Origin of the sequence: Nonomuraea antri, assembly GCF_013283785.1 — a bacterium.
GTDB classification, from domain to species: domain Bacteria; phylum Actinomycetota; class Actinomycetes; order Streptosporangiales; family Streptosporangiaceae; genus Nonomuraea; species Nonomuraea antri.
The window spans coordinates 23,078-49,173 of sequence record NZ_JABCPZ010000003.1 but is presented as its reverse complement, the minus strand read 5'-3'; the positions used below and the strand labels follow the sequence as shown (position 1 = coordinate 49,173).

At 68.6% G+C, this 26,096-nt stretch carries 26 protein-coding genes and 1 riboswitch; of the genes, 13 read left to right on the top strand and 13 right to left on the bottom strand.

What is annotated here, in order from left to right; genetic code table 11:
* Window positions 1-5: 5 nt before the first annotated feature.
* Window positions 6-3,560, bottom strand: a complete 3,555-nt coding sequence (locus HII36_RS01540) for a protein kinase domain-containing protein (RefSeq protein ID WP_173521194.1) — start codon at window positions 3,558-3,560, stop codon at window positions 6-8.
* A gap of 179 nt (window positions 3,561-3,739) precedes the next feature.
* Here HII36_RS01540 and HII36_RS01535 point away from each other — a divergent pair, with 179 nt between their 5' ends.
* Entirely contained in the window at window positions 3,740-5,044 is a 1,305-nt protein-coding gene (locus tag HII36_RS01535; RefSeq protein WP_173521193.1) for a CHRD domain-containing protein, read from the top strand.
* A 197-nt stretch (window positions 5,045-5,241) separates the two neighbouring features.
* Here HII36_RS01535 and glyA read toward each other — a convergent pair whose 3' ends face one another.
* The 3 genes from glyA to HII36_RS01520 all read right to left on the bottom strand — a co-directional run bounded on the left by glyA (window position 5,242) and on the right by HII36_RS01520 (window position 8,454).
* A complete protein-coding gene (glyA, locus tag HII36_RS01530; RefSeq protein WP_173521192.1) occupies window positions 5,242-6,495 on the bottom strand; it encodes a serine hydroxymethyltransferase in 1,254 nt (417 codons plus the stop codon).
* 24 nt (window positions 6,496-6,519) lie between these two features.
* Window positions 6,520-6,602: riboswitch (ZMP/ZTP riboswitch) on the bottom strand.
* A gap of 46 nt (window positions 6,603-6,648) precedes the next feature.
* Window positions 6,649-7,581, bottom strand: coding sequence for a YihY/virulence factor BrkB family protein (locus HII36_RS01525; protein ID WP_217369037.1), 933 nt, complete (start codon window positions 7,579-7,581; stop codon window positions 6,649-6,651).
* A 105-nt stretch (window positions 7,582-7,686) separates the two neighbouring features.
* Window positions 7,687-8,454 (bottom strand): TIGR03084 family metal-binding protein, encoded by a 768-nt coding sequence (locus tag HII36_RS01520; RefSeq protein WP_173521263.1) that lies wholly within the window; start codon window positions 8,452-8,454, stop codon window positions 7,687-7,689.
* 347 nt (window positions 8,455-8,801) lie between these two features.
* On the opposite strand from HII36_RS01520, the gene HII36_RS01515 reads away from it, so the two are divergent.
* The 7 genes from HII36_RS01515 (at window position 8,802) to HII36_RS01485 (ending at window position 12,193) form a co-directional block, all read left to right on the top strand.
* Window positions 8,802-9,002 (top strand): hypothetical protein, encoded by a 201-nt coding sequence (locus tag HII36_RS01515; RefSeq protein ID WP_173521191.1) that lies wholly within the window; start codon window positions 8,802-8,804, stop codon window positions 9,000-9,002.
* A complete protein-coding gene (locus tag HII36_RS01510; protein ID WP_173521190.1) occupies window positions 8,986-9,498 on the top strand; it encodes a DUF6879 family protein in 513 nt (170 codons plus the stop codon). The genes HII36_RS01515 and HII36_RS01510 overlap by 17 nt, the downstream gene beginning before the upstream one ends.
* A complete protein-coding gene (locus HII36_RS01505; RefSeq protein ID WP_173521189.1) occupies window positions 9,495-10,355 on the top strand; it encodes a helix-turn-helix domain-containing protein in 861 nt (286 codons plus the stop codon). Before HII36_RS01510 ends, HII36_RS01505 begins: the two co-directional genes overlap by 4 nt.
* Window positions 10,356-10,388: 33 nt before the next feature.
* Entirely contained in the window at window positions 10,389-10,811 is a 423-nt protein-coding gene (locus tag HII36_RS01500; RefSeq protein ID WP_173521188.1) for a hypothetical protein, read from the top strand.
* The gene (locus tag HII36_RS01495; protein ID WP_173521187.1) at window positions 10,808-11,428 is read left to right on the top strand and encodes a hypothetical protein; all 621 of its coding nucleotides are present in this window, start codon (window positions 10,808-10,810) and stop codon (window positions 11,426-11,428) included. The genes HII36_RS01500 and HII36_RS01495 overlap by 4 nt, the downstream gene beginning before the upstream one ends.
* A gap of 94 nt (window positions 11,429-11,522) precedes the next feature.
* Window positions 11,523-11,735, top strand: coding sequence for a DUF397 domain-containing protein (locus HII36_RS01490; protein WP_173521186.1), 213 nt, complete (start codon window positions 11,523-11,525; stop codon window positions 11,733-11,735).
* Between the two features lie 71 nt (window positions 11,736-11,806).
* Window positions 11,807-12,193, top strand: coding sequence for a hypothetical protein (locus HII36_RS01485; protein ID WP_173521185.1), 387 nt, complete (start codon window positions 11,807-11,809; stop codon window positions 12,191-12,193).
* Window positions 12,194-12,871: 678 nt separating this feature from the next.
* Here the strand turns inward: HII36_RS01485 and HII36_RS01480 are convergent.
* The 6 genes from HII36_RS01480 to HII36_RS01455 form a co-directional block, all read right to left on the bottom strand.
* Window positions 12,872-14,509 carry a YfjI family protein gene (locus tag HII36_RS01480; RefSeq protein WP_173521184.1) on the bottom strand — a complete coding sequence of 546 codons (1,638 nt, stop codon included), beginning with the start codon at window positions 14,507-14,509 and terminating at the stop codon, window positions 12,872-12,874.
* Window positions 14,510-15,217: 708 nt separating this feature from the next.
* Complete coding sequence (locus HII36_RS01475; RefSeq protein WP_173521183.1) at window positions 15,218-15,502, bottom strand: hypothetical protein; 285 nt, start codon at window positions 15,500-15,502, stop codon at window positions 15,218-15,220.
* A gap of 61 nt (window positions 15,503-15,563) precedes the next feature.
* Window positions 15,564-16,484, bottom strand: coding sequence for a hypothetical protein (locus HII36_RS01470; protein ID WP_217369035.1), 921 nt, complete (start codon window positions 16,482-16,484; stop codon window positions 15,564-15,566).
* Window positions 16,485-16,506: 22 nt separating this feature from the next.
* On the bottom strand, window positions 16,507-16,968 hold the full coding sequence (locus HII36_RS01465; RefSeq protein ID WP_173521182.1) for a hypothetical protein: 462 nt from the start codon (window positions 16,966-16,968) through the stop codon (window positions 16,507-16,509).
* Between the two features lie 766 nt (window positions 16,969-17,734).
* Complete coding sequence (locus tag HII36_RS01460; RefSeq protein ID WP_173521181.1) at window positions 17,735-18,358, bottom strand: hypothetical protein; 624 nt, start codon at window positions 18,356-18,358, stop codon at window positions 17,735-17,737.
* 151 nt (window positions 18,359-18,509) lie between these two features.
* Window positions 18,510-20,159 (bottom strand): recombinase family protein, encoded by a 1,650-nt coding sequence (locus tag HII36_RS01455; protein ID WP_173521180.1) that lies wholly within the window; start codon window positions 20,157-20,159, stop codon window positions 18,510-18,512.
* Between the two features lie 208 nt (window positions 20,160-20,367).
* On the opposite strand from HII36_RS01455, the gene HII36_RS59095 reads away from it, so the two are divergent.
* From HII36_RS59095 to HII36_RS01435, 5 genes are all read left to right on the top strand, one after another.
* Window positions 20,368-20,451: a putative leader peptide gene (locus HII36_RS59095; protein ID WP_311132608.1), complete on the top strand. Its 84-nt coding sequence runs from the start codon at window positions 20,368-20,370 to the stop codon at window positions 20,449-20,451.
* A gap of 106 nt (window positions 20,452-20,557) precedes the next feature.
* Window positions 20,558-22,228: a nitrite/sulfite reductase gene (locus HII36_RS01450; RefSeq protein ID WP_173521179.1), complete on the top strand. Its 1,671-nt coding sequence runs from the start codon at window positions 20,558-20,560 to the stop codon at window positions 22,226-22,228.
* Window positions 22,225-22,392: an Insertion element protein gene (locus HII36_RS01445; protein ID WP_173521178.1), complete on the top strand. Its 168-nt coding sequence runs from the start codon at window positions 22,225-22,227 to the stop codon at window positions 22,390-22,392. Before HII36_RS01450 ends, HII36_RS01445 begins: the two co-directional genes overlap by 4 nt.
* Window positions 22,389-23,117, top strand: coding sequence for a phosphoadenylyl-sulfate reductase (locus HII36_RS01440; RefSeq protein WP_173521177.1), 729 nt, complete (start codon window positions 22,389-22,391; stop codon window positions 23,115-23,117). The genes HII36_RS01445 and HII36_RS01440 overlap by 4 nt, the downstream gene beginning before the upstream one ends.
* Window positions 23,099-23,878 carry a sirohydrochlorin chelatase gene (locus HII36_RS01435; protein ID WP_173521176.1) on the top strand — a complete coding sequence of 260 codons (780 nt, stop codon included), beginning with the start codon at window positions 23,099-23,101 and terminating at the stop codon, window positions 23,876-23,878. Before HII36_RS01440 ends, HII36_RS01435 begins: the two co-directional genes overlap by 19 nt.
* Window positions 23,879-23,881: 3 nt before the next feature.
* Here the strand turns inward: HII36_RS01435 and HII36_RS01430 are convergent, their stop codons facing one another.
* The 3 genes from HII36_RS01430 to HII36_RS01420 all read right to left on the bottom strand — a co-directional run bounded on the left by HII36_RS01430 (window position 23,882) and on the right by HII36_RS01420 (window position 26,023).
* A complete protein-coding gene (locus HII36_RS01430; protein WP_173521175.1) occupies window positions 23,882-24,625 on the bottom strand; it encodes a hypothetical protein in 744 nt (247 codons plus the stop codon).
* A gap of 2 nt (window positions 24,626-24,627) precedes the next feature.
* The gene (locus tag HII36_RS01425; protein WP_173521174.1) at window positions 24,628-25,128 is read right to left on the bottom strand and encodes a SigE family RNA polymerase sigma factor; all 501 of its coding nucleotides are present in this window, start codon (window positions 25,126-25,128) and stop codon (window positions 24,628-24,630) included.
* A gap of 70 nt (window positions 25,129-25,198) precedes the next feature.
* Window positions 25,199-26,023 (bottom strand): DUF1707 SHOCT-like domain-containing protein, encoded by an 825-nt coding sequence (locus HII36_RS01420; protein WP_173521173.1) that lies wholly within the window; start codon window positions 26,021-26,023, stop codon window positions 25,199-25,201.
* Window positions 26,024-26,096 lie beyond the last annotated feature (73 nt).

The window sequence follows — 26,096 nt, the reverse complement described above, 5'->3', positions numbered from 1 at the left end:
CCCGTTCACGGGCAGACCTGGCGGTACGGGACCCCGGTGACGTGGGCGCGCCACTCGGCCTCGGTCAGCGGCCGGCCGGCCCGCGCGCAGACCGCGGCGGCCATCGCCCCCGGCTCGATCGGGTGGTGACGCAGCACGCCGGTGTTGTCGAGGGTCGTCACGCCGGTCCCGTCGGCGGAGAACGACAGGGCGGCCAGGCCGCCCACGTCCCCGTCGCGCAGGAACCCGAGGTTCACCCCGGCCTTCATGTCGAACAGGCGCACCCGGCCCGACCTGGTGGCGACGGCGACGACGTCCTCGCGGGGCGAGGCGGCGGCCTCGCCGACGAGTTCCCCGCCCTGGTCGATCTGCCCGATCTGGGTGCGCGTGGCCAGGTCGAAGACGGTGACGCGGCCGCGGCCGTCCACGACCGCGACGGACGAGCCGTCACGCGAGAACACGAAGTCGATCACGGTCGAGTTCTGGCCGCTCTGGCCGAACGGCGCGCCGAGCCGGCGGCCCGTCGCCGTGTCGTACAGCCGCAGGTCGTAGCCGGCCACGTCGGCCGAGGTGTCGGCGATGACGGCGAGCGTCCTGCCGTCGGGTGCGAACTTCGCGCCCCTGATGTTGGTGAAGCGCGCCGACCAGAGCAGCCGTCGGGTCTTCCAGTCCCACACGGCCAGGGCCTCCCGGCTCGCGTCGCCGTCCGCGCCGAAGTGCCCGGCGGCCAGCAGGGTGCCCGCCTGGCTGAAGGCCAGCAGGCCGGTGTGCTGCGGCCGGCCACCGAGCATCGGACGCCAGCGCGCGGCCTCGCGCCTGGCGGCGACGTCGATGACGGCGATCGTACCGCCGCCCATGCCGGCCAGGCGGCCGTCGGGGCCGAAGGCGAGCACCGGTGACCGTACTTCGTTGCCGCCTGGCTCGGCCTCGATCACCGGGCGCATGCCCGCGCCGCGCTCGTCGCTGAGGTAGATCTTGCCGTCGTCGTCGTGCATCGCGAGCAGGCGCGCGCCCTGGCCCAGCTCGGGCGGCGACCACGGGGCGGGCGCGGCCGGGCGGAGGGGCAGGTCGCCGAGGTCCACCGTGAAGACGCGGTCCTCGCTGAGGTAGCGCAGCCTGGTGCCGTCGAAGCCGACCTGGGCCCGCTGTTGCCCGTTGTCGGCGCCGGTGGGCAGGCGCAGCGTGGTGAGGTGCTCGTCGAAGGCCCGCCACACCTGGATCTGCGAGTCGGTGACCGAGGCGAACAGCCGCCCGTCGGGGCTGACGGTGAGGTCGCCGCGGTTCCACGGCCGGACGCCGGTCTGCAGCGTGTCGTCGGAGGAGCGGGCGCCCTTGACCGGGTTGACGACCAGGTCGCCCTTGCTCTCCTCGATCAGGTCGCCGCCGCCTGCGGTGACCGCCAGGGGGGCGCGGCAGTGGCAGACGCCCGCGGGCGGCTGGCTCAGCTCCACCTCCAGCCCGGGCAGCGCGCGCCGCTCCACCTCGCCGCGCGCGCCGTCGGCCCGGACGTAGATCGCCTCGCCCTTCTCCGTCATCGCGCCGTCGTAGGCGGGGATCGAGGCGAACGTGTCTCGGTCGAGGTCCCAGACGTGGTCGTGCCTGACGCCGACGTCGTCGGTGTACGTGATCATCACGTACCGGTCGACGGTGCCGTAGCGGCCGTAGTACTGCACGTCCCCGCGGATCGGCCGGGAGCGCACCGGCTCGCCGGTGGCCGCCCGCCAGACGATGAGCCGCCTGGTCGTGGTCAGCAGCACGTCGCGGCCGGTGGGCGAGACGGCGATCTCGACCGGCGACTCGTCCTTCAGCCCGAGCCCGGTGAAGCCGCCCGCGCGCTTGCCGGTGCGCGGGTCCCAGAGCCTGATCGCGTCGTCGCTCGCGCTGGCCAGGATCCTGCCGTCGCGGCTCAGCGCCCGGACCGTCTCGCCGGCCGTGGCCGGGTCCTTGAACACGGCCACCTCGCGCTGGGCGAGCGCGGCCGTCAGCGCGGCGCGGGCCTGCGGGGTGCCGGCCAGCCGCCAGGCGGCCACGCTGAGCTGCATGGCCACTCGCGGGTCGCGCTGCCGCAGCCCGTCCGCGACCTGCGCCAGCCGCGTTCCCTCCGCCCTGTCGCGCTGCGCCGCGACGGCCTCGGCCCGCTCGTCGGCCAGCCTGCCCTGCTGGACGGCCAGACCGGCCGCGACCAGCGCGATCACCAGCAGCCCCGCCAGGCTGAGCGTGACCAGCCGGTTCCGCCTGGCCTTGCGCCTGGTGAGCTGGGCGCCCGCGTCCAGGAAGTCCCTTTCGACCGGTGACAGGGTGATGTTCCTGCGCGCGGTGGCCGCCCAGTGCAGGGCGTTCTGCAGGCTGTGGTTCTGGAACAGGTCGCCGTCCCTGCGTCCGGCCTGGTGCCAGCGCCTGGCCGCGGACAGGATCTCGCGGTGCACGGCGAGCCCGTCCCTGTTGGCCTCGATCCAGCGGCGGTAGCGCGGCCAGGCGTGCGGCAGCGCGGGCCGTGACAGCCACACCTCCTCGCCGTCGCGGCCGAGCAGGTAGCCGAAGACGTCCAGGATCCTGGCCACCGCCGCGGACTCCGGCAGCGGGCGGCCCTCCATCAGCTCCGACAGCGCCGCGCGCCGCACCGACAGCTCGCCGCCCTCGCCCACCGTGACCAGCCGCAGGAAGACCTCGGCCGCCGCCTCGTGCTCCTCGCGGCTCAGCGACTCGTACGCCTGCTCGGCCAGCGCGCCCAGCCCGGGGTCGTCGGCCGCGACGGCCATGCCGGCCGCCTGGCCGCTGCCCCGGGCCAGCAGGTACGCGGTGTCGAGCGCGCTGTCGCCGCTGACCAGGGCCAGCAGGAGCTGCCTGGCGGTGGGACGGCGCGCCGGGTCCTTGCCGAGCGCGGCGGCCACCAGCGGGCGCACCGAGTCGGGCAGCGCACCCAGGTCGGGGTTGGCCGACAGCACCCGGTGCATGACGCCGCCCAGGCTCTCGGCCTCGAACGGGTCGGCGCCGGTCGCCGCGTGGACCATGATGCCGCCCCAGGCGAACACGTCGGCGGGCATGCCGGCCCGCTGCCCGGTGAACACCTCCGGCGCCATGTACGTGGGCGTGCCGGTGACCAGGCCGGTCGCGGTCAGCGACATCTCCGCCGTCCTGGCGATGCCGAAGTCGATCACGCGCGGGCCGTCCGGGCCGAGCAGCACGTTGTCGGGCTTGAGATCGCGGTGGATGACGCCGGCGTCGTGGATGGCGGTCAGTGCCGTGGCCACGGCGGTGGCGAGCCGGTGCAGGTCGGTGCCGGTGAAGCGGCGGCCGTCCGCGACCGCCTTGCGCAGGCTCGGGCCCTCGACGTACTCGCTGACGATGTACGGCCGCGGCCCCTCCAGCACGGCCTCGATCACCGGGGCGGTGCAGAAGGCGGCCACCCGCTGCGCCGCGGTCGCCTCCCTGGCCAGCTGGGCGGCCTGGTCGCCGTGCAGGACCTTGATCGCCACGCGCCTGCCGTCCTCGGCGTACGCCTCGTAGACCACGCCCTGCCCGCCCGCGCCGAGCCGCCCGGCCAGCCAGTAGCCGCCGAGCCGCTGCGGATCGCCCGTCATCAACATTCCCACGGCGAGTTGGATGCGCGGGCGCCCGGGAAAGTTGCGGACCGAAATCCTGACGTTCGTCCGGCTCGGCGTTGTGTGCACTTTTACCGGATTCCGGGTTGAACCGCGCCGGGTTCGCGTCCCGTACTGCTTGCCGTACCAGCCGGACTAACCATCTGTGAAGAGGTTTCATGATGTCTGCTCGCAAGTTCGCGCTTCCCGTCGCCGCGCTCGCCGGGGCCCTGGTGTGCGCCGCTGTCGTGCCCGGCCAGGCCGTCGCCGCCGATGCGTCCGACGAGGTGTACCTGGCGGCCGGCTTACGCGGGGCCAACGAGGTTGGCACCCGCGGTGACCAGGACGGGCGCGCCACGGTCGTGCTGCGGATCAGCGACGGCGAGGTCACCTTCGCCGCCCGCTGGAACAAGATCGGCACCCCGGCCGGTGGTCACGTCCACGCCGGGGCCAAGGGCGTCAACGGCGACGTCGCGCTCGAGTTCTTCACCAGGCCGCTGCCCAGGAGCGTGCTCGGCGTCACCGGCACGATCAAGGCCGACCCGGCGCTGGTCAAGGCGCTGACCGACGACCCGGGCGCCTTCTACGCCAACCTGCACGACGCCGCGCACCCCAAGGGCGCCGTACGCGGGCAGTTCCACCGGCTGAGCCGGCCCGTCGACCTGCACGGCGTCCTGCAGGGCAGCAACCAGGCGACGCTGTCCGCCCGCGCCGACGCCGCGCAGGAGGTGCGGGCCGACGACGGGCAGCGGCGCGGCGACGCCGACGGCCGGGCGACCTGGTGGCTGCGCCCGCACGGCTCGGCGATCGGCTACACCGCGACCTGGTCGGGGCTCGGCCGGGTCACCGCGGGACACCTGCACAAGGCCGCGCCCGGCGCGAACGGCCCGGTGGCCGTCGACCTGTTCGCCGCCAAGGGCCTGCCGGAGAACCTGACCGGCGTGGCCGGCGACGCCCCGGCCGACCCGGCGGTGGTCAAGCGGATCGCCGCCGCTCCCGGCCGCTACTACGCGAACCTGCGCACCGCCGACTTCGACGGCGGAGCCGTGCGCGGGCAGCTGTCCGGCCGCCCGTTCGCGCACCCGCGTGCCGTCACCGCCGACGTGCTGCGCGGCGCCCAGATCTACGCCTGCACCCGGCAGCCGTCGGGCGGGTACGCCTTCACCCAGCACGGCGTGACGGCCGGGCTGCGGCGCGGCATCGACCACTCGTTCGTCACCCCGGCCGCGGGCCCGCCGCAGTGGATCGCGCCCGACCGCAGCGCGGTGCGCGGCGCGGTCGTGACCAGGACGCCGAACGGCGCGGGCAACATCCCCGAGCTGGTGCTCGACGCCACCCAGGCGGGCGCGCCCACCGGGCTGCTCGCCCACACCACCCAGATCCTGCGGCTGAACACCGAGGGCGGACTCGCGCCCGCCGGATCCTGCACGCCGGGCAGCCAGGCCCGCGTGCCCTACGGCGCCGACTACGTGTTCCTCGGATAGACCTCAGGTCCGCCGGGGAGGAATCGGTCCCCTCCCCACGCGGACCCTCCCCAGGCCGATCCCGGCTCCGTCCCCCCGGCCGCCGATCGGCCCTCGCCTCCGGGGTACTCCGGCCCACCCCGGTCGCGACGACGCCCCGCCGCAAGGGAGCCTGCGGCGGGGCGTTCGCGTGTCTCGGGACCCGCTGGCCTTCGGAACTAGGACAGGCCGGGCGCGGGGAACTGCGCGGTCAGCTCGCTGACCTCGTGGTGCACGCGGGTGATGACGTCTTCCGCGTCGCCCTTGGCCAGGGCCGTGACGACCTCGTCCATCCAGGCGCCGATCTGGCGCATCTCCGCCTCGCCCATGCCGCGCGAGGTGACCGACGGGGTGCCGATGCGGATGCCCGAAGGGTCGAACGGCTTGCGGGTGTCGAACGGCACCGTGTTGTAGTTGGTCTCCAGGCCGGCGCGGTCGAGCGCCTGCGCGGCCGGCTTGCCGCCGATGCCCTTGGGCGTCAGGTCGAGCAGGATCAGGTGGTTGTCGGTGCCGCCGGACACCAGGTCGAAGCCGCGGCTGGACAGCTCGTCGGCCAGCGCCTTGGCGTTGGCGACCACCTGGTGCGCGTACGTCTTGAACGCGTCGGTGGACGCCTCGTGCAGCGCCACCGCGATGGCGGCGGTGGTGTGGTTGTGCGGGCCGCCCTGCAGGCCGGGGAAGACGGCCTTGTTGAGCGCGGTGGCGTGCTCGTCGGTGGTGGCCATGAGCATGGCGCCGCGCGGGCCGCGCAGGGTCTTGTGCGTGGTCGTGGAGATCACGTCGGCGTGGCCCACCGGGGACGGGTGCGCGCCGCCCGCGACCAGGCCGGCGATGTGCGCGATGTCGGCGGCCAGCACGGCGCCGACCTCACGGGCGATCGCGGCGAAGCCCTCGAAGTCGATGGTGCGCGGAATCGCGGTGCCGCCGCAGAAGATCAGCTTCGGCCGGTGCTCCAGCGCCAGCTCGCGGACCTCGTCGAGGTCGATGCGGCCGGTGTCCTTGCGCACGCCGTAGCGGACGGAGTTGAACCACTTGCCGGTGGCCGAGACCGACCAGCCGTGCGTGAGGTGGCCGCCGAACGGCAGGCCCATGCCGAGCACGGTGTCGCCGGGCTGCAGGAAGGCCAGGTAGATGGCCAGGTTCGCGGGCGAGCCCGAGTACGGCTGCACGTTGGCGTGGTTGACGCCGAACAGCGACTTGGCGCGGTCGATCGCGACGGTCTCGATCTGGTCGATGACCTGCTGGCCCTCGTAGTAGCGCTTGCCCGCGTAGCCTTCGGAGTACTTGTTCGTCAACACGGTGCCGGTGGCTTCGAGCACGGCCTTGGAGACGTAGTTCTCCGACGCGATCAGCTTGACGGTGTCCGCCTGACGACGCTCTTCCGCCTTGATGAGCTCGGCGATCCGCGGGTCGACGCTAGCGAGAGAACTCATGACTCTCCTGTCATCGTTGACAACTGCGAAGACCCAGGCGCACGGCCTCCGCTCCTTTCGCTCCCTGGTGGTCGATCCCACCGATTGCGCCAGTCGCGACGCCCTAGACGATAGCGGACCCGCACACCGTCCGTGATGGCGGCTCGGCCGCCGTCACCTGATGCGATTGACGCCCGGCCAGAGCCGGTCGACCTCGGCGTTCAGAATGGCTCCGATCAGCACGGCGAGCGCGGTGATGTAGAGCCACAGCAGCAGCGCGATGGGGGCGGCCAGCGAGCCGTACACCGAGACGGGCGAGAACCAGGCGGCCAGCACGGCGCGCAGCACGGCGGCGCAGGCGATCCACAGGAACAGGGCCAGCACCGCGCCGGGCAGCTCCCGGTACCACTTCGTGCGCACCGGGACGCTCACGTGGTAGAGCACGGTCAGGAACAACACCGACCCGATGATCACCACCGGCCAGTACAGGATGTCGATGAGCACGCCGTACTGGGCCGGCAGCGCGTCCTTGATCAGGGTCGGCCCGACCACCAGCACGGGCATGACGACGATGCCGATGAGCAGCCCGACCAGGTACAGGCCGAACGACATGAGCCTGGTCCTGATGATGCCGCGTTCCTCGCCCAGTCCGTAGGCGACCGAGATCAGGTCCACGTAGACGTACAGCGCCCGCGAGCCCGACCACAGCGACAGCAGGAAGCCGAGCGAGATGATCGACACCTTGCTTGCGTCGTCGCTGAGCACGTCGGTGATGAGCGGATTGATCACCTTCTGCACGGCGTCGTCGGTGAACGCCAGCCCGGCCTGCTGGATCACCCAGGTCTTGACCTGGTCGACCACGGTCGCGCCGAGCCAGGTGCTGAGCTTGCCCAGCACGCCGATCAGCCCCAGCACGAACGGCGGCAGCGACAGCAGCGCGAAGAACGCCGCCTCGCCCGCCAGCCCGGTCACGCGATAGTTGACGCCGGCGTTCGTGGCCGCGCGCACGATCGCCCACGACTTGGTGTCGAGCACCCAGTTCAGCCTGGCCCGCGCGTTCGAGGCGAGCCGCCTCTTGGGCCGGGAAGGCGCATCGGTGGACGTCATGGCACCCAACGGTATTCGCAGTGACTCTTCGGGACAGCTTAGTCCTGCCCTGGCCAGGGGGGACGATGCACCTGCCCAGGTGGGGGCGGCCGGCGGCGGTGCCGGTCAGCGGTCCGAGCGGGGCTTGCGTCCCTCGCCCGGGTCGCCGGCGAACGCCTGGGCGATCTCCATCCAGGCCCTGGCCGCCGGGCCGGTGATCTCCAGCGCGGTGTCCGCGAGGTGGACGCGCTGGGTGACAACGAGGCAGAAGTCGAGCATCGGGCCGCGTACGACGTCGGCCGCCCCGGCCGGGCCCGCCGTCCAGGGGCCGCCGTCGGGCATGGTCAGCTCCACGCGTACCGGCTGCGGCGGCTCGGGCAGCCGGCGCACGGCGAAGCCGTACGGCTTGGCGCGGTAGCCGATCGAGGCCACGTGCCGCAGCCGCGCGGTGGGGGCGCGGGTGACGCCGAGCGCGTCGGCCACGTCCTGGCCGTGCGCCCAGGTCTCCATGAGCCGGGCGGTGACGAAGGACGCGGCCGACATCTCCAGCCAGAACCAGGGCACCCGGGTCTTGGCGTCGAGCGTGGAGCACACCCGCAGGCAGTTCGCCCGCGAGGTGCGGAACCAGGCGTGCACCTCGGTCGCGGGCAGGGTGCGGGCCTCGGCGGCGACGGCGTCGACGGAGCTGAAGCCGGCCAGCAGCTCGGCGTAGGCCACCGGGTCGGAGGCGGCCAGGCTCGCGGCGTCGTCGAACCAGGCCAGGTGGCTGATCTGGTCGCGGATCGCCCACCCGGCGGCGGGCGTGGGCCGCTCCCAGTCCGCCGCGCTCAGCGGCTTCAGCAGTTCTTCCAGTGATGCGGTCTCGGCGGCCAGGTCGTCGAGTAACTCGCCCATGAGGTCCACGCCCGCACCTTAACCCGAACAAGCTTCTAGGAGAATAATGGGGACGTGATCTGCGAGAGCTGCAAACAACGACGCCACGACGAATGCCGCGGCGGATCGTGGTGCGACTGCCAGCACCAGACAAACACCCGCCCTGAGGATAGCGTTCCCGACGACCAGGACGGACACGAGCCCGAACCGCTCGTGAACTGGCTCCGACAGGGGTAGTCAGACAGCGGGGCAAGACGATCTAGGGTCGCTCGCTCTGAACTTATGCGCGAACGTGCATAGCCCTTGACCTTGATCAGGGGCCTACTTAGCGTCCTAGTCACGTTCACGCATGGTCGGGAGGCCAACACATGGATGATCTTCAGCTAACACGCATCGCAGGCGATGAGAACTGCAATCGGGATGACTGCCCGACCATCTACCGAACCAGCCGTGGAACCATCGCGGTGCAAGGCGATCACCTCGTCAACCAGGTCACCCCAAGCGGGGAGGCAATCGTGGAAATCCCAGAGGAACTTCTGCGAAAGGCGTTCCGTGCGCTTGGAGGGTGACGACTGGAAGGCGTTCTTCGATGCCTTCCGAAACGACGCCTTCCGGCTGGAAACTCTCCCTGCCTACGGCGTCCCCGAGGAGGACGTCGAGTTCCGCGAGTGGCGTAAGACGGGGCGCCTGGACGTACCCCCTGACGACCCTTGGTTCGTTCGCGTTCGCCACTTCAGGGCAACCGGCCGCACCATCGGGCGCGTCCGGGTGCTGACCCGGCCCCTCACGGAGTACCAGCGGTTCCAATTCGCGTTCTACCCGCTCAGCTCTGCCGCTGGAGAGGACATCAGGATTCTCGATGTAACCGACGTGGAGAATCCTGTATCGGGAGTTCAAGACTTCTGGCTGTTCGATGACTCCCGAGTCGTGCTCATGCACTACCTAGAGGACGGCACCCAAAGTGGCCGGGAGCTCTTGGAGCAAATAGACCCGGCACCCTTCGTGGAGTACAAGCACCGGGCACTCGCTCTGTCCGTACCGTTCTTGGAGTACCTCAGAGCGTGAAGGTCGACCCGCAACAGGCCGGTGAAGACCGGCAACGCCTAGCGGAAGCGCTCCGCGACTTGCGGAGAGCGTCAGGACTATCCGGCGCGGGACTGGCCCGACGTTGCAACATGAGCCAATCCAAGGTTTCCCGCATCGAGAGCGGGAAGATCCTCCCGTCCGTTGTAGACGTGGAGCGCATGCTTCAAGCACTCGGGGTGGACAGGGCGACCGCTAACGGCCTTCTCGACCTAGCCAGGGTTGCCAACACAGAGTTCCGAGACATCCGGGCATCGGTACGCCGGGGGCTCCACCACCGACAGCGCGAACTAGCGGCCCTGGAAGCGAACGCCATCCGGATGCGATACTTCCTGCCCGCTCTCGTGACTGGTCTACTCCAGATACCTGAATACATGAGAGCAGCCATGGACATGCCCGTGGAGCCCGCACAAGGCGACACATCGCGCGCCATCGCCCTCAAGCTGGAGAGGCAGGCCGTTCTCCAGAATCGGGGCAAGCGATTCGAGTTCCTGCTCACGGAGCAGGCCATACGTTGGCAGCTCTGTTCCGCGCCGGTCATGGCACTGCAGGTTGACCGGCTCATCTCGCTATCGCGATTCCCGAATGTGAAAGTAGGAATATTGTCCTACGGCCGTGACATGGCTGTCGGACCGATGAATACCTTCACGTTGTATGACGATTCTCTTGCGACCGTAGAGACGTTTACGGGTCAGATCGTTTTACGTGATCCAAAAGACATTAGTCACTACCACTTGTTGTTCTCCTACTTCGGAGACCATGCCCTTTGGGACGACCAGGCGCGGACGCTGCTGGCGGAGATATCTACCGGGTTTATGCGACTACATGAATCGCCGTAGATCACCCCTGGCCTGGGCTCTTAACGTCGAGGCATGACGGCCACGGACATCCCCACCGACGTAACACCTCTGGGTGATCCCATCCCCCAAGACGCCGCACAGGTCCAGCGAGACCTCTTGGACACGCTGCTCCTGATCTTGGATGTCGAGGGCGTCAACGCCCAACTGATCTCGCGGGTGTGGGTCGAGGCCAAGAGCGGGGCGTCCTCATCCGTGGAGCGGCGGTGGCATCCGCCGCAGCTCATCATCTACGCGGACGGTGGGTGGCGGGTGGCCACCGTGAGCATCGGGCCTCGCTCGGGGTGTTACGCGGTCGAGCTGGCGCAGATCGGCCCCGGCAATCAGCCGCTGGCGGATCGGATCGAAGTGGTCCCCGTGAACAAGCCGTCGAGGGTCGCGCGTCTGATCGCGCAGAACAAGCGGTACCAGCGTGGCCACGTCAGCGAGGCGTCATGAGCGGCATCGCGACGACGGTGACGGGCTTTCGCTACCCGTACGTGATCGGCTGGAGTGGAGAGGTTCAGCAGCATCGGTTGCGGTGGGAACTGCGCCGGGACGGCGAGAGGCTGGCCTACGCCGAAAGCCGCCCATCCGATTACGTCTACGGCGTGCTGCGGCTGCGGCAGGGCCAGAAGAGGACGGGCAAGCCCGACTTCACCACTGTCAATACGCGGCGGCAGTGGAGGTGCATGGACAAGCGGCTGTGCCAGGTGTGCGCGGGGTCGGCAGTGGACCCGGAAACGGGCCGGATCTGGTGGCTTCTTTCCTCATGCGAAGGTGAGGCGGGGGACGGGTTCACCAACGCCCCGCCGACATGCCGGGTCTGCATACCCGAGGCGATCTCGCAGTGTTCGCACCTGCGCCGCAACGCCGCCGTGTTCACGGTGGGAGCCTGCTATCCGCACGGCGTGCGGGGGGATGTGTTCCTGCCCTACCTGCCACCGGTGGTGCCGTTCAGGAGCAACGCCGTGGTGCGCTTCGCCGACGAGGAGATCGCCTATTGCGTCGCACGGGAGCTGCTGGTGCGACTACATGACGTGCAGCCGGCCGTCACAGACGGCGATGCGCGATAGGTCGCCGCGTAGACGCGCGGCTGGTGGCTGCGAACCCGTCACCAGTCGTGCCACCACCTCGGGTCGCCCGGCCCGAGTGGAGGGAGGTAGGTAGATGGACCTGTACGCGAGGGATCTCGGAGCCTCGGAGTTCCGCCGCATGTGCGGCGGCAACCAGGACAACGACGAGATGGAGTCCTGCGTGGAGATCGCGGCGATTCCCGGTCTGAGCGACGCGTTCGCCCTGCGGGACTCGAAGAACCCGGATGCCGGGACGCTCCGGTTCACCAGGTCCGAGCTGGAGGCGTTCCAGAAGGCGACCATCTAGTACACCACCGATGACGGCCCCTGCCCGCCTCAATCAGGCAGGGGCCGTTCCCTTCGACTGTACGGGGAACGATGCACTGGCACGCTTACACGTGGCTCGGCAACGGGGCGGACCTGGCCCGCGAGGGTGAACGCCGCCCCACCTCACCGGACTTTCACACGTCGGCCCTGCCGCCGATGCGGACGGGGTTGTGGCTGGCAAAGCCCGCATCGCGGATCGCCGAGACCTTCGATGACGCGAGCAAAGCCGTCGAGTGGATGTCCCAGACGTTCGGTCTGCACGGCGTCGCGGAAGGCCAGATCCCGTTGGAGAGCCGTGAGGCGCTGGCGGCCGATCTGTTGCCGCGCGGTGTTGATGTGCAGTGGGGCGAGTGGCTGCCTGGGGGCCGCTTCATCACGGTGGGCATGGTCTGCTGCCCCAACCGGCACGTGAGCAATCCATGCCCGGTAAGTCGCTAGAGATGAGACGTGCCCCTGTAGAAGAAGAGAGCCCCGCCCCAAGGAGCGAGGGTTCCAAGGACGGGGCGGGGCTCTGTCTTGCCCATTATGGTGACGCTATGAGACCGCGTAAACGCCTTGTGTTGATAGTCGTGATCGCGTGTGTACTCATGTGGATCGCCTTGACCACCTGGGCGATCGCGTGGATGACCTCTGATCTCGGCTGAAAGCCCCTTAGCATCGCTGGCATGGCCCCGCCTGGGTACCTCATTCGCTGCCAGGCGGGGCCACCGCGTGTCCGGCCGGGGGTGCCGTACGTCTGCGTTTTCACGTACCCGGGTCCTCGTAGATGACGTACCCGCGTAGGACGTACGAAGGGCCCCCACGAGGCCAGTGGGGGCCCGATGCCGCCGCTGACGGTATGGCAGTTCCCTCCAGCGGTGACAATGTCCTGCTACCCCCACTTCATCCCGATCACACTCGCCACGCCGAGGATGCGCGTTACGTGCATTTGGAGTGGTCAGGGGCACAATGGAGGAGCGGGGGCGCTCAGGGCATCGAGCCGTCCAGCAGGGTCGAATCGGGGGGGTTTGCTCTGCTTTTGGGCCCATCGGCGATGCTCTGAGTGCCCTTCCTGTCATCCCATAGTGGCAGAACCCTGTGGCCCCGCCTGGTGCTGGCCAGGCGGGGCTATGGTCCCTAGGCCGCGACTTCGTCCACCGTGGCCAGGCTTGCCGCGTCCAGCTTGACCTTGGACCTCGACCGGGAAGCCCTGGCGGGCCGCTTCGCGGGGGCGGGCGTCGGGGCCTGCGCGGCCATCATCGCGGACAGGATCTCCTGAAGCATCTCCGTTCCGGCCGGGGTGGTCAGGAACGCCCGCACGGCGCTCTCGGTAACCGTCTCGGCGGCGGGCTCCTCGATGGCCGGGACAACCGGCTCAGGCGTGGACGCGTCAACCTCGTCCCACTCGTCTTCGGTCAGGTAGTACGACGCAGCGGGAGCGGCGTCCTTCATACCCGAGAGGACTTCTGTTTCATCAGACGCAACCACGGCGGGGGCAGGGGCGAGCGCGAACACCGGAGCCACCTCGGCCGACTCCTCCGGCGCGTCCTCGGTGGGGACGTCCTCACGGAACACCTCCCAGATGGTGTCGCCCTCGATGTCGTCGGCGTCGTCGGCCGCCGGTGCGCCCACGTACCGGTACATCTGCGCGGGCCTGCCGCCCGTGCTGGCCGCCTTGAAGCTCTCGATGGTGTCCATGTCGGCGATCAGGGTCTCCAGTTCGGCCTTGCGGATGCCGAACTTGCGGTAGATGACGGTGGAGGCCACGCCCGTCTCCCCGGCCTCGGCGATGAAACGCTCCACCCGCAGCGCAAGCGGGAGTTCCTGGGCCATCTCAGCCTCAGGCAGGATGTAGGCCACGCTCTCCACGCTGTAGGTGACCAGAGCCAAGGCGGCGTCAAAGTCGGCCACGCTGATCTCCTCCCGCTGGTCGGCAAGCGCGTACAGAGCGGCCAGGCGCACCATGTACGCCATCGCCCGTTCGGTGTACTGCGACAGCTCCTCAGATCCGTTGGTCAGGGCCTCACAGATGGGCCGATGGGTAGTCTCGAAGACCTGGGCCACGTGCCGGGGCACGGTCACCGTGTCGGCGTCACGCGCCCAGTCCGCCACCTCCCGCAGCGCCCTCGCGCAGGCCCGGATGACCTGGGCCGTGTCGGTGGCCTCGAAGACGGGCAGCGTCTTGGACTGGTAGACCCACACCGGGAAGAACCGGTTGTACGTGCCGCCGGTGGCGTCTCGGCTACCGCTGATCGCGGCCCAGTTCTTCGGCTGGACGTGGCCGATGATGGCCACGTGCGGACGGCGGATCTTCACATCGTCGTGCTTGGTCTTGTGGCTGATCGTCTGGCCGTCCCACGCCTTGCGCAGGTACACGCCCACCTTGGTGTCGCGGCGGGCGTTGGTGATGAAGGTGTCCATCTCCTCTTCCAGGAACAGCACCGGCTGAGCGGTGCCGTTGGCGCTGCGCTCGTCCAACTCCCCGATGAAGCCCAGCCCGGTGGCCGGAAGGCCGTGCACGGTGTTGTCTTCGCTGAAGGTGCGGAAGGCCGCCTCCAGCACGCGGGAGGCGATGCCGGTAGCGGTGCCCTTGCGGCCCAGCCCGGACGGGCCGCACAGGACCGGCCAGAACATCAGCGGCGACGCCCCCTTGCCGGTCTCCACGGCAGGCCCGTTGCCGATGTAGGCCGAGAACCCGGCCATGAGCGAGACGAGGACTCCCGTCCTGTCGCCCTCGGTGTAGGGGTCGAGGGCTGAGGTGATGGAGCCGAACAAGCCAGAGAAAGCGGCAGAGCTGATGACAGGGCGAGAGTCGTGCATGGCGAAGGTAGCCTTACTGTGCTGGCCCACAGCGTGAGTCTTTGGCGAGAGGAGCGCTGTGGGCTGGTCTATGTTGAGGGCCGACTTTCTTAGTTCGTGAGAATCGTCATCACGAGGTGTCGGCGGCCAGCGAGTGAAGCTGGCAAGCAGGAACTTAGAGGGACTTTTATCAATCTGTCAATTCCCTCATCGGGGTGACTTCTTGATTGTGTGCTAGCACACATCCAGGGGGGATACCCGAGATCATTACACGGGAAAGCCCGAAGGTCCTGCCTCCTCCGCCCCTCCCGTACGGTAAAGCTTTTTAGTTCCTGGAAATAGGGGTTTCCGCGTCGCTGACAAAACAAAAAGGCCCCGAGTCATCCGCAAAGGACGAACTCGGGGCTTGGTGTGAGCGGTCAACTCGGGCAGACGGGGCAGGGCAGGAACTCGGGCGCGACGGCACAGGCCGGGGCGGTCGCACAGCCCGCCGACATGCATCCGGCGATGAAAGCCCGGTGTTCCGCGCTGGCTCGGTAGACGAGACACTCCCACTCGTGGCCCTGGCCGGCCTGGGTGCAGCACTCCGGCTCGGGGCCCACTCGCCGGCTTCCTCTACCTGGCCTTTTGCGTCCGCCGGCAAACCGGCCGTTGGCCCTGGCCGGTAGGCGTGGCCATTGTCTCTCACGCCTGCCCTCCGGCGTCCAGGGTGACCAACTCCAGGGCTCGCAGCAGGCGGGCCAGGGTCTCGCTGCTCTGCCGGTGGGCGGTGATAAGGCGGTTCACCACAGCCGCACCCTTGGACCCGATGTCCACCGTGTTGCCGACCGACAGTTCAGCTTCCAGGCGGGCGCAGATGTCGGCGGTGTGGCAGGCCCGACGCAAAAGCGTCAGCTTGTCCTCGGGTAGGTCGAATTCCGCGGTGACCGATTCCCAGAGGTTGCGCCCTTCCGGACCGAACTCATCCATGCGTTTCCTCCTATACGCAAAAAGGCCCCCAGACTCACGGAGAGCCTGGGGGCGCGATGGGCTAAGCCCACGTGACGGCGGCCTTCAAAAGGCCCTCAGAATTGACTACAGCCGCTTCTGGAGTGACGGGCTGGGCGCCACCGGGGAAGGACAGCACACGTGCGCCGTACAGGTGCAGGGCGTCGATCTGGTTGCGGCGGAACTTCTCCACCTTCTGCTCGCGGAAGCTCGTGAACTGGCTGGCGAACGTGGTGAACGCCTGATGCCCGGCCAGGATGTCCACGCCTGCGGGCATGGCCGTAGTGGAGACCACGGTGAACCCGGCCAGGCGGGCAACCACGCCGTTGGCCGTGGCCTGCCCCTCGCCGAGAGCGGCGGCGTTGGCGATGTCCGGGGCACGCAGAAGGAAGCGCTTGACCTTCGGCGAGACGACCACGAACCGTCCGCCCGGCACGTCGGACGTGTCCAGGCGCTCCATCATGTCGAAGACCGCTTCGAGCAGCGCCTCACCCTTGTCGTAGCTCTTGGTGATGGTGCTGACGTCCACCTGCGGCATCGCCGTAGCCGAGGCCGCAACCTTGGCACCAACGAAAGTGTCCGTCTCCGTGGCCAGAGCCTTAATGGACTCCTGAGTGGCCGGGGCCGCCAGAGCGCCGGCAACCTGGACAGTCTCAATGTCGCGGACGTAGAACGCGATGTAATCGGCCTCGGTGATATCGACGTACTGCTCGACCGTCTTCAGGTCCTCGATGGTCATGCCCGCCGCGTCGGTGTACTTGCCGACATTCGGCCGGATCAGGCCGTTGATCACGACCCGGTCGCCCTTGTCGGCGATGTTTCCCTCATACTCGCGGTTACACACCAGCGGCGAGGCCCAGACGAGAAGCGGGTCGAACTGGGTGAGGAGTTCGTTGCTCCAGTCCGTGGGCACCCAGGAATAGGTGCCGTCGTGGGCGTAGGCGGGCATCGGCTCAATAGCCAAGAGAATGTCCTTTCAGAGACAGTTAGCGACGCTGGCGAGCATCGCGTGGAATCGCTTGAGCGGAGTAGCGGTTCTGTCCCTGCGGGCCGATGCCGAGATGCTGATCGAACTTAGGCTCGGAGGGACCGAAACGGCCAAGGAACCCGGAAATGGCGTGAGAGTCCACCTCTCCGTCCTCCGCGAGGAAGGCAGCGAGGTTCAGCACGGACAGCGCCTTGTCGTCCAGCTCGACACCGCACTCGTCCCGCGCAACAGCACGGATCTTGCGGACGGTGTCCTGCTGACGCAGTTGGGCAAGGTTCTGTTCCAGCTCCGCCGCTCGGGCCGTTGCGGCCTCCAGGTCGGCGGTGGCTCTCTTCCACTTGTTCTCGTTCAGACGAGACCAGTACTTCCAGCGGTCTGCGTCGTTCTCGAACTGTGGGGTTCCTTCGACATCGGCCACCGGCTCGGGTGCGGTCGTGGCCTCAGTCGTGATGTCGTCCATATCGGACCTCCTGTGAAGTTCGCCGCCCATTCCAGGCGTGCAGGCATGAAAAAAGGCAGTCCGAAGACTGCCTGGATGGAGGACAAAGGAGCGCTTGGCCCTACGGCCTAGACCCCTCTGCGGATGTGTATAGGGTGGACCTTTCAGAGAAGTCCGAAGGGGAGCGAACCCCCCGGCGGCTCTCACTTCGCCTCAGACTTATATGGGGCGGATAAGAGCCCGATCGTCCTAATGAGGCCCTGTGGCGTTAGTCACCCAAGAACAGGAGTCAGCCCACAGAGGCAGGCTGGATCTCCTTCCCCAGATCTATCTGTCGGACAAAGGCGGAGAGGTCCGCACAGGGAACCCTGGTCTTTGCCAACTACCTGGGCCAGTCCCAGGGCGAGGGCGTTCTCGCTGAAGACCAAAGCACCGTACGGACCAAAGAGCCGGCTGTTGTCGCTGAGGAGGCCCTCTGACACAACAACAAGAAGTGCCCCGGCCTTGGGAGACCGGGGCACGAAGTGAGCCAATCACAAAGTCTGGCAGTGCCCTGGAGGGCACATCCGATTGGAGCGTCAAGACCGGTGATCTGGAGTCGCAGTCCTCACGGAGACTCCGTGAGTCCGTCTCGGTGCGGATCAGTGCAGTGTCCTGCACTTAACCCTGAATCTCTGACTGGTACTGACCCTGTCGCTGTAGCTGCCGCTACCGCTCCAACTAGTCCTACTGCTCTAACTACTACTTGTGCACCGCTGGACGGGGCACATAGCGACCGATGCCCTCTCTAGATGGCCCAGCCCTCTGGCAAGTCGTGGTCGTCCCGAGGCTTCGAGTGCTCCCACTCGTCGGCGGTAGCGCCGGGGGCGGCTTCGGTCACCGAAGTGGGCTGCTCAGAACCCGACACTCCGCCCTCGACCTCCGCTGCGGGTGGGGTGGTGGTCTTGGCCTGCTTGTCGGCGACAGTCACCACCTCGGGCTCCAGCGAGTGCAGCAGCACGAGATACCCACTGTTCTTCACCCTGGCCAGATCATCGGTGATCGAGCACGGCACAGACAACGCCAGCCTGGGAGCGTTGCCGCCCTTGCCACCTTCGCCGTCCTTCGTCAGGAAGCCGCGCACCAAGAGGTGGTCAAGCTGCTCGTACAGATCATGTCCGTTGCCGGAATAGCCCACCATGCGGGCAATATGCCGGATACCCACTTCACTGACGTTCCGTCGTCCGTTGACCGACAGTGATACACCTACGGCCAGATGGAGCGCCGCGCGAGTGATGTCCGGGTGTCGCAGCAAGCCGCGCTTTTCCCCGAACTCGCGGTATACCATCCGTTGCCACTGCAAGATCGAATCGCTGTCGGCAGTCACGATCTGGCGTGGGACGACCTTGTCCGTAGTGGCGTCATCTGACATGGGGTTCCTAGGGGCTGTGAGCAGGGAAGACGCGGAGACGCGTCGCGCTCGCATGGATACCTGATGCCGTCCGACTTGGACAAACCGTGACGTAGAGAGGCCCCGGCCCTTGTCGGGGCCAGGGCTGATGGTAGACGCCTAGATCGGCTCCCTACTCCTCAACACGTGCTACGGCGTCAAGCATGCCGGAAAGCGTTTGACCTGGAACGCCGACCGCCTTGGCCGCAAGTTCCGGAAAGATGCCGAAATGCATATGGAAGAAGGGTTCCCCTTGCCTGCTGCGCGACGACGGGGCCACCGCCGGGGGTTCATAAACCACCTGCGGGACTGCCGAGGGGTCCGAGGCGTCAACCCAGGCCCGCCCACCAGGCATCACCTTGACGTAGCTCATGGAGACGCCAGAGGAGCGGAGGAAGGAGTTCTTTTCCGGCACATCAAGACTCTCCCAGTATTCGCCCCATGTTTCGCCCGTGGGCGTCCATTCGGTACGGGGCGGCACGACGGGCAGAGCCTCAAGCGCCACGATACGAGCATCCAGGGCATCCAGATTCCGTTGCGCAGCCGCCCGTGCGGCGCTGGAACGTGCGCTCGCCAATTGAACCGACACGGCCTCATAGTTGGCCTGGAGTTCCTTCAACTCCTCCGTGTGATCCTCGCCTGGAAGTCGCCTCTCTATAAAACGCGGAAGGTCGCCGAGCAGCCCAAACAGGTTGCGCACGAAGAGGGTTTCAGCGTAATCAGCCTGAACCGACCGGTTCCCACATGGGAACAACCTCCCGGAAGCACACTTGTAGTAGCGCTCTCCCCGCGAATTGCGATTCTCGTGCATCGGCTGATCGCAGATCGCGCAAAACAGCACCCGAAGTAGCAGTGATCCATTTGCACGGCTGCCAGATTTCTTCGTCGCGCGCCCGCTCAGAGTCTCTTGTAGTTGGTCCCAAGTCGCCCGGGAGATAAGCGGCTCGCCCCGCATGACGGGCATGCCGTCGTCGCCTCTGACGATCTCTTCCGGCCCTCGCCCGTCACCCCCCTTGAACGTCTGCTGTCCCAGAAGATTTCGTGACCGCAGGATCTCGGTGAGTCCGGCAGCGCTCCACTGACGCAGCGCCATCGGGGGATGCCATTTTCCGTTGCGCATCCTCTGGAGATCTTTAGGAGTGGGAATACCCTGGAGGGTGAGGTCACGAGCCAGCGACCGAACGGAGTGGCCCGCAAGTACTCGATTAACGATGTCCTGAGTGATCGATGCATACACCGGGTCGCGAACAAGTCGCCAGCCGCTCGACGTCGCCACGGCCACATACCCGTACGGCACCGAGCCGCCAGGATGACGCCCGATCCGACGCATGTACTTCTTGGCGTCTGTGGTCCGATCCGAGATGGATTGCGCTTCCATCTGTGCCGCAAAGGCGAAGATCATGAAGATCAGTTCGGCCACGATGTCGGAGGAGAGATCGAAGGAGATCGGGCCGCCACTGGGGCCCTCCGCGAACACCAGTACCTTCCGGTTCTGCTTGGCCCACTTGGCCAACTCGGCCATGTCCGCCATGGAGCGGACGGCCCGGTCCTGCTTCCACCAGATCACGGCGTCGAACTCATGGGCCCTCTCGTTGAGCCACTTGCCGAGGTTGGGGCGCTCGAAGGGGCTCGTCTTGGTCGCGGACACGTCTAGGTCCACGGCCTGGCCTACGATGGACCAGCCCCGGCGTTCGGCCTCTTCCGAGGTCCAAGCGAGCTGACGTTCTGGGCTGGTGGTCTCGTCGGTCAAGACTGACAGGCGGATGGCGAGCAGCGCACGCACCGGCAATACCCTTCATGCCTAGATGTCCGGTTTGGGCATCTGATGGATGTTATGGGTATTTGTTCGGTGCGACTGCCAGCATCACGTCGACGACGAACCGAGCGAATCGGAGCTCGACTGGCCACGTCAGGGCTAGGCCGGAGGCGAAACACGTCCAGACTATGGACCCGGTCTTGGACATCCTCGACGGTCAGAGTATCTTCGAAGCATGCCAGCGGACCCCATGCTCGTCGGTCGACGCCACGTCGACCTTCAGCGTGTCCGCAGTGCCATCTGTTGCGACGCCCGCTAACTCCACGTTTTTACCGCTGAGCGCGTCGCAACCCTCCTTATGACCCCTGCACTCGACGATGAGGCAGGAGGACCACTGCGCGCGCCCATAATCCGAAGGACGCGCAATGAGCACCCCTGCCAGCCGGCATCACAAGCGCCCGCGTGGCGAAGGCCAGTGGGCTCTCGGTTACCGGGAGCCGCTGAACAAGAACGAAGAGAACAAGAAGAACGACGACGGGCTCAACGTCCGCCAGCGGATCATCGACATTTACGCCAAGCGGGGCTTCGACTCGATCGACCCCGCCGACCTGCGCGGCCGCATGCGCTGGTACGGCCTCTACACCCAGCGCAAGCCCGGCATCGACGGCGGCAAGACGGCCGTGCTCGACCCGGAGGAGCTCGACGACCGCTACTTCATGCTCCGGGTGCGCATCGACGGCGGCCAGCTCGACCTGCGCCAGCTGCGCACGATCGCCGACATCTCGAACGAGTACGCCCGCGGCACCGCCGACATCACCGACCGCCAGAACATCCAGCTCCACTGGGTGGAGATCGAGTCGGTGCCCGACATCTGGCAGCGGCTGGAGGCGGTGGGCCTGTCGACCACCGAGGCGTGCGGCGACACCCCGCGCGTCATCATGGGCTGCCCGCTGGCCGGGATCGACACCGAAGAGGTGATCGACGCCACCGACCAGGTCCAGGAGATCTACGACCGGGTCGTCGGCAACCCGGCGTACTCGAACCTGCCGCGTAAGTTCAAGACGGCGCTGAGCGGCTGCGCGGCGCACTGCACCGTGCACGAGATCAACGACGTGGCGTTCGTCGGCGTGGTGAACGAGCAGGGCGAGGCCGGATTCGACCTGTGGGTGGGCGGCGGCCTGTCGACCAACCCGATGCTGGCCAAGCGGCTGGGCGTGTTCGTCAGCCCCGAGCGGGCGGCCGACGTGCACGAGGGCGTCGTCGGCATCTTCCGCGACTACGGCTACCGGCGGCTGCGGCACAGGGCGCGGCTGAAGTTCCTGGTCGGCGACTGGGGCGTGGAGAAGTTCCGCGAGGTGCTGGAGACCGAATACCTCAAGGAGCCGCTGCCCGACGGCCCGGCGCCGGAGCAGTCCGCCGGCCCGCGCGACCACGTCGGCGTGCACCGCCAGAAGGACGGCAACTTCTACGTCGGCTTCGCGCCGCGCGTGGGCCGCGTCGACGGCGACACCCTGCACGCGATCGCCGACCTGGCCGAGCGGCACGGCTCGGACCGGGTGCGCACCACGGTCGAGCAGAAGATGGTCATCCTCGACGTCGCCCCCGACCAGGTCGACTCCCTGGTGGCCGAGCTGGAGGCGCGCGACCTGCGGGTCAAGCCGTCGGTGTTCCGCCGCCAGACGATGGCCTGCACCGGCATCGAGTACTGCAAGCTGGCCATCGTCGAGACCAAGGCCGCCGCCTCCGACCTGATCGACGAGCTGGAGCGGCGGCTGCCGACCTTCGACCAGCCGCTGTCGATCAACCTCAACGGCTGCCCCAACTCCTGCGCCCGCGTCCAGGTCGCCGACATCGGGCTCAAGGGCCAGCTCGTCGTCGACGAGAACGGCGACCAGGTCGAGGGCTTCCAGATCCACCTGGGCGGCTCGCTCGGGCTCAGCTCGGGCTTCGGCCGCAAGGTCCGCGGGCTCAAGACCACCGCCAAGGCGCTGCCCGACTACGTGGAGCGGGTGGTCGGCCACTACGACGCGCAGAAGAAGGAAGGCGAGAGCTTCGCCGACTGGGTGCAGCGCGCCGACGAGGCGGATCTCAAATGAGCAGCCGGGCCGTCCCCTTCCACTGCCCGTACTGCGGCGACGAGGACCTGGAGCCGTACGAGGGCGCTCCTGACGCCGCCGAGTCCTCGCACGGGGGCTGGTACTGCCGTTCCTGCGCCCGGGCGTTCAAGCTGAAGTTTCTCGGAATCGGGGTAAAGATATGACGCTCGTCGACATCGAGGTCGGTTTAAGGCAACAGCGTGGCGCGCTCGACCTGCAGAACATCGTCGAGTCCGCCGCGGTCTTCCTGGAGGACGCGTCCGCCCGCGAGATCATCCGCTGGGCGGCGGCGACGTTCGGCGACCGGCTGTGCCTGACGTCCTCGATGAGCGACGCCCTGCTGATCGACCTGGTGAGCAGGGTGAAGCCGGGTGTCGACGTGCTGTTCATCGACACCGGCTACCACTTCGCCGAGACCGTCGGCACCCGTGACGCGGTGCGGCAGGTCTACGACGTCAACGTGATCGACATCAAGCCGTCGCGCACGGTCGAGGAGCAGGAGCGCGACCTCGGCCCGCGCCTGTTCGGCCGCAACCCGGACCTGTGCTGCTACCTGCGCAAGGTGGAGCCGCTGAACCGGGCGCTGGAGCCGTACCTGGCGTGGATCTCCGGCATCCGCCGCGACGAATCGGCCACCCGGGCCGGCACGAAGGTGGTCGAGTGGGACGCCAAGCGGCAGATGGTCAAGGTCAACCCGATCGCCAAGTGGACCCAGGACGAGGTGGACAACTACATCGCCGACAACGGGGTCCTGATCAACCCGCTCCACTACGACAACTACCCGTCCATCGGCTGCGCCCCCTGCACCAGGCAGGTCGCGGAGGGCGAGGACCCGCGCAGCGGCCGCTGGGCGGGGCTGGGGAAGGTCGAATGCGGCATTCACCTGTGATCCCCGGCGCGGGTTCCCTTCCGTTGGCAGGCGGGAGGCCCCCTCTGGTGGCGGTGGCGCACGGGTCGCGCGATCCGCGCGCCGCCGCCACCGTGGCCGCGCTGCTCGACCGGGCCAGGCTGCTGCGGCCCGGCCTGGACGTCCGGGTGGCCTACCTCGACCACAGCGCGCCGACGCTCGGCCAGGCGCTGCACGGCCTCGACACGGCGGTGGTGCTGCCGCTGCTGCTCACCGAGGCCTACCACAGCCGGGTGGACCTGCCCGCGGCGCTCAACGAGGCGCGCGCCCGCGACCCGCGGCTGCGCGTGCGCTACGGCGCCACGCTCGGCCCGCACCCGCTGCTGGTCTCGGCGCTGGAGACGCGGCTGGCCGAGGCCGGCGTGCCGATCGGTGACCCGGAGACGGCGGTGGTGCTGGTCTCGGCGGGTTCGAGCGACGCCCGCGCCAACGCGGTGATCGGCGAGCTGGCGCGCGGGTGGGCGCGCGAGCGCGGCTGGTGGGCGGTGCGCGCGGCCTACGCCTCGGCCGCCGAGCCCACCCCGGCGCAGGCCGTCGCGGCGCTCAGGCGCGCCGGGGCGCCGCGCGTGGCGGTGGCGCCGTACCTGCTGGCGCCGGGGTTCTTCGCCGACAAGGTGGCCAGGGAGTGCGGCGCGGACGTGGTCGCGGACGTGCTCGGCCCGGCGCCCGAACTGGCCGAGGTGCTGCTCGAACGGTACGCCGAGGCCGTGCGCGCCCCGGTGGCCGTGGCCGCCGCCTCCTGAGGCTCAGGAGTTCGGGGGCCGTCCGGCGACGGTCGCGGCCGGGGTCATGGTCGCGACCGGGGTCACGGACGGGCAGATGTCGGCATGGTCCACCTTGCCGGACTTCGGGTCGAGCATGACCACGGTCGAACACGTCCTGGGCGCGCCCCGCATCACGGCCAGCGACCAGGTGGCCGGGTAGGAGGTGATGCGGGCGAGCACCTGCTCTGCCCGCGCGCCTGTCATCGGGCCTGTGCCTGCCTCGGCGGCGGGCACCACGGCGGCCACCACCTCGTTGACGCCGCTCTGGGCGACGGCCTCGCCCATCCAGCGGGGCGGCGCGAGCTTGGTCGGCCCGCACGGCCCGTCGGCCACGAACCGCTCGTTCAGCCAGATCAGCGCATAGCCGTCGGCGGGGCAGAACATCGCGAACGAGATCGGCCCCGCCGTGGTGTCGAAGGTGATCGACTGCCGGTGCCCGGCCACGCTGTAGGCGTAGGTGATCGGCAGGCCCGGATGGTAGCCGCTCGCCGACGGCCGGGCCATGACGCCGGTCCAGACGTCCTCGGGCGCCCTGGCGGTCTCCGTGCGCGGCAGGTTCGCCACCGCCACCACGGCCAGGGCCGCCAGCGTCACCGAGCCCAGCGCCCTGACCCGCCCCCGGCGGATCCGGCCCACCCGGCGATCGACGTCGGCCAGGCTCACGCCCCCGCGGGGAGCCTCGGCGCTGTCACGGTCGAGCAGCTCGCGTAGATCCTGTTCGGTCATGGTCAGCTCCCCGTCTGGATCGCGGCCCTGGCCGCGGGATCGAGCCGCAGCTTGGCCAGCGCGCGGCTGGCCTGGCTGCGTACGGTGGCCACCGAACAGCCGACGATCGCGGAGATCTCCTCGTCGGGCAGGTCCGCGAAGTACCGCAGCACGATCACGGCCCGCTGCTTGGCGGGCAGCGCGGCGAGCGCGGCCCGCAGCGCTTCCCTGGTGCCGATCTCGGCGGCCGTGTCGCCGTCGCAGGCGGTCTCGGGGAGCTCCCCGGTGGCCACCTCGTTCCGCCAGCGCCGCCGCCACCAGGAGGCGTGCGTGTTGGTCAGGATGCGGTAGACGTACGGGTCGGGGTTGGCGCCGACCCGCCGCCAGGCCAGCCAGGCGCGGGCCAGCGCGGTCTGCGTCAGGTCCTCGGCGGTGGCCCAGTCGCGGCACAGCAGGTAGGCCGTCCTGAGCAGGCGGGCCGAGCGCTGCTCGACGTAACGCTCGAAGTCGGCTCGATCCCGCATCGCTGCGCGTCCTCACTGTCCGGTGATGTGTTCACCGATCTCTACGCGCCGGGGCGGGCGAAACGTTGCATCAGTGATCGCGGTGCGGGTCCCGCCGATCCTCGCGCATGCGCCCGCGCATCTCCCGGTGCTCGTCGCGGATGCGCTCGTGCAGCTCGCGGGTCTCGTCGCGGATGCGCTGGTGGATCTCCCTGTGGTCGTCGCGGATGCGCTGGTGGATCTCCCGATGGTCGTCGCGCAGGCGCCGACCCAGCTCGCGCCAGTCTTCGCCGTGGAGCTGACGCCAGTGCTCGCGCCAGGCGGCGAAGCCGCGCTTGATCGGCTTGGCCGCCGAGTCGCCGAGCACCTTCACGTCGCCCATCACCACGTACGCGTGCACCCGGACGACCGGGACGTTGGTGCCGGGCGGGCCCTCCAGCACGTTCACCTTCTTGTCGCCCATCACGGCCACGCCGTCGAGGTCCACGTTCACCCCGTCGGGGACGATGATCTTGACGTCGCCCATGACCGCGACGGCCGTCACGTCCACCACGTCGGTGCGCACCTCGGCCTCGCGCAGGTCGATCAGCACGTCCCCCATCACCGCGACGGCGCCGATCTCCTGGTCGATGCGCCAGGAGCCGCGCCGCTTGGCGTCGCCCATGATGCCGACGAACCACCGCTTCTTGCGCCGCTCGCGCGGCGCGGGCGCGGGCGCGGGGGCGTAGGACGCGCCGGCGGGCAGGTCCTGGGTGAGCATGGCCAGCTCGGCGTGCGTGGTCGCGGTGTAGGCGGCCTCCGTGCGGTCGGTCAGCTCGGCGAGCGTGAGCCTGCCTTCCACGGAGGCGACGCGCAACTGCTCGACGACGGCCTCGCGTTCGGCGTCCGACGCTCGGACCTCACCGGGTTCACTCATAGTCGCAACATATCGCGTCTTGTCGGGCCTGGCGCTCCTCCTCCGGGAGGAATTGGCGCTGCGGAAAAGGGTG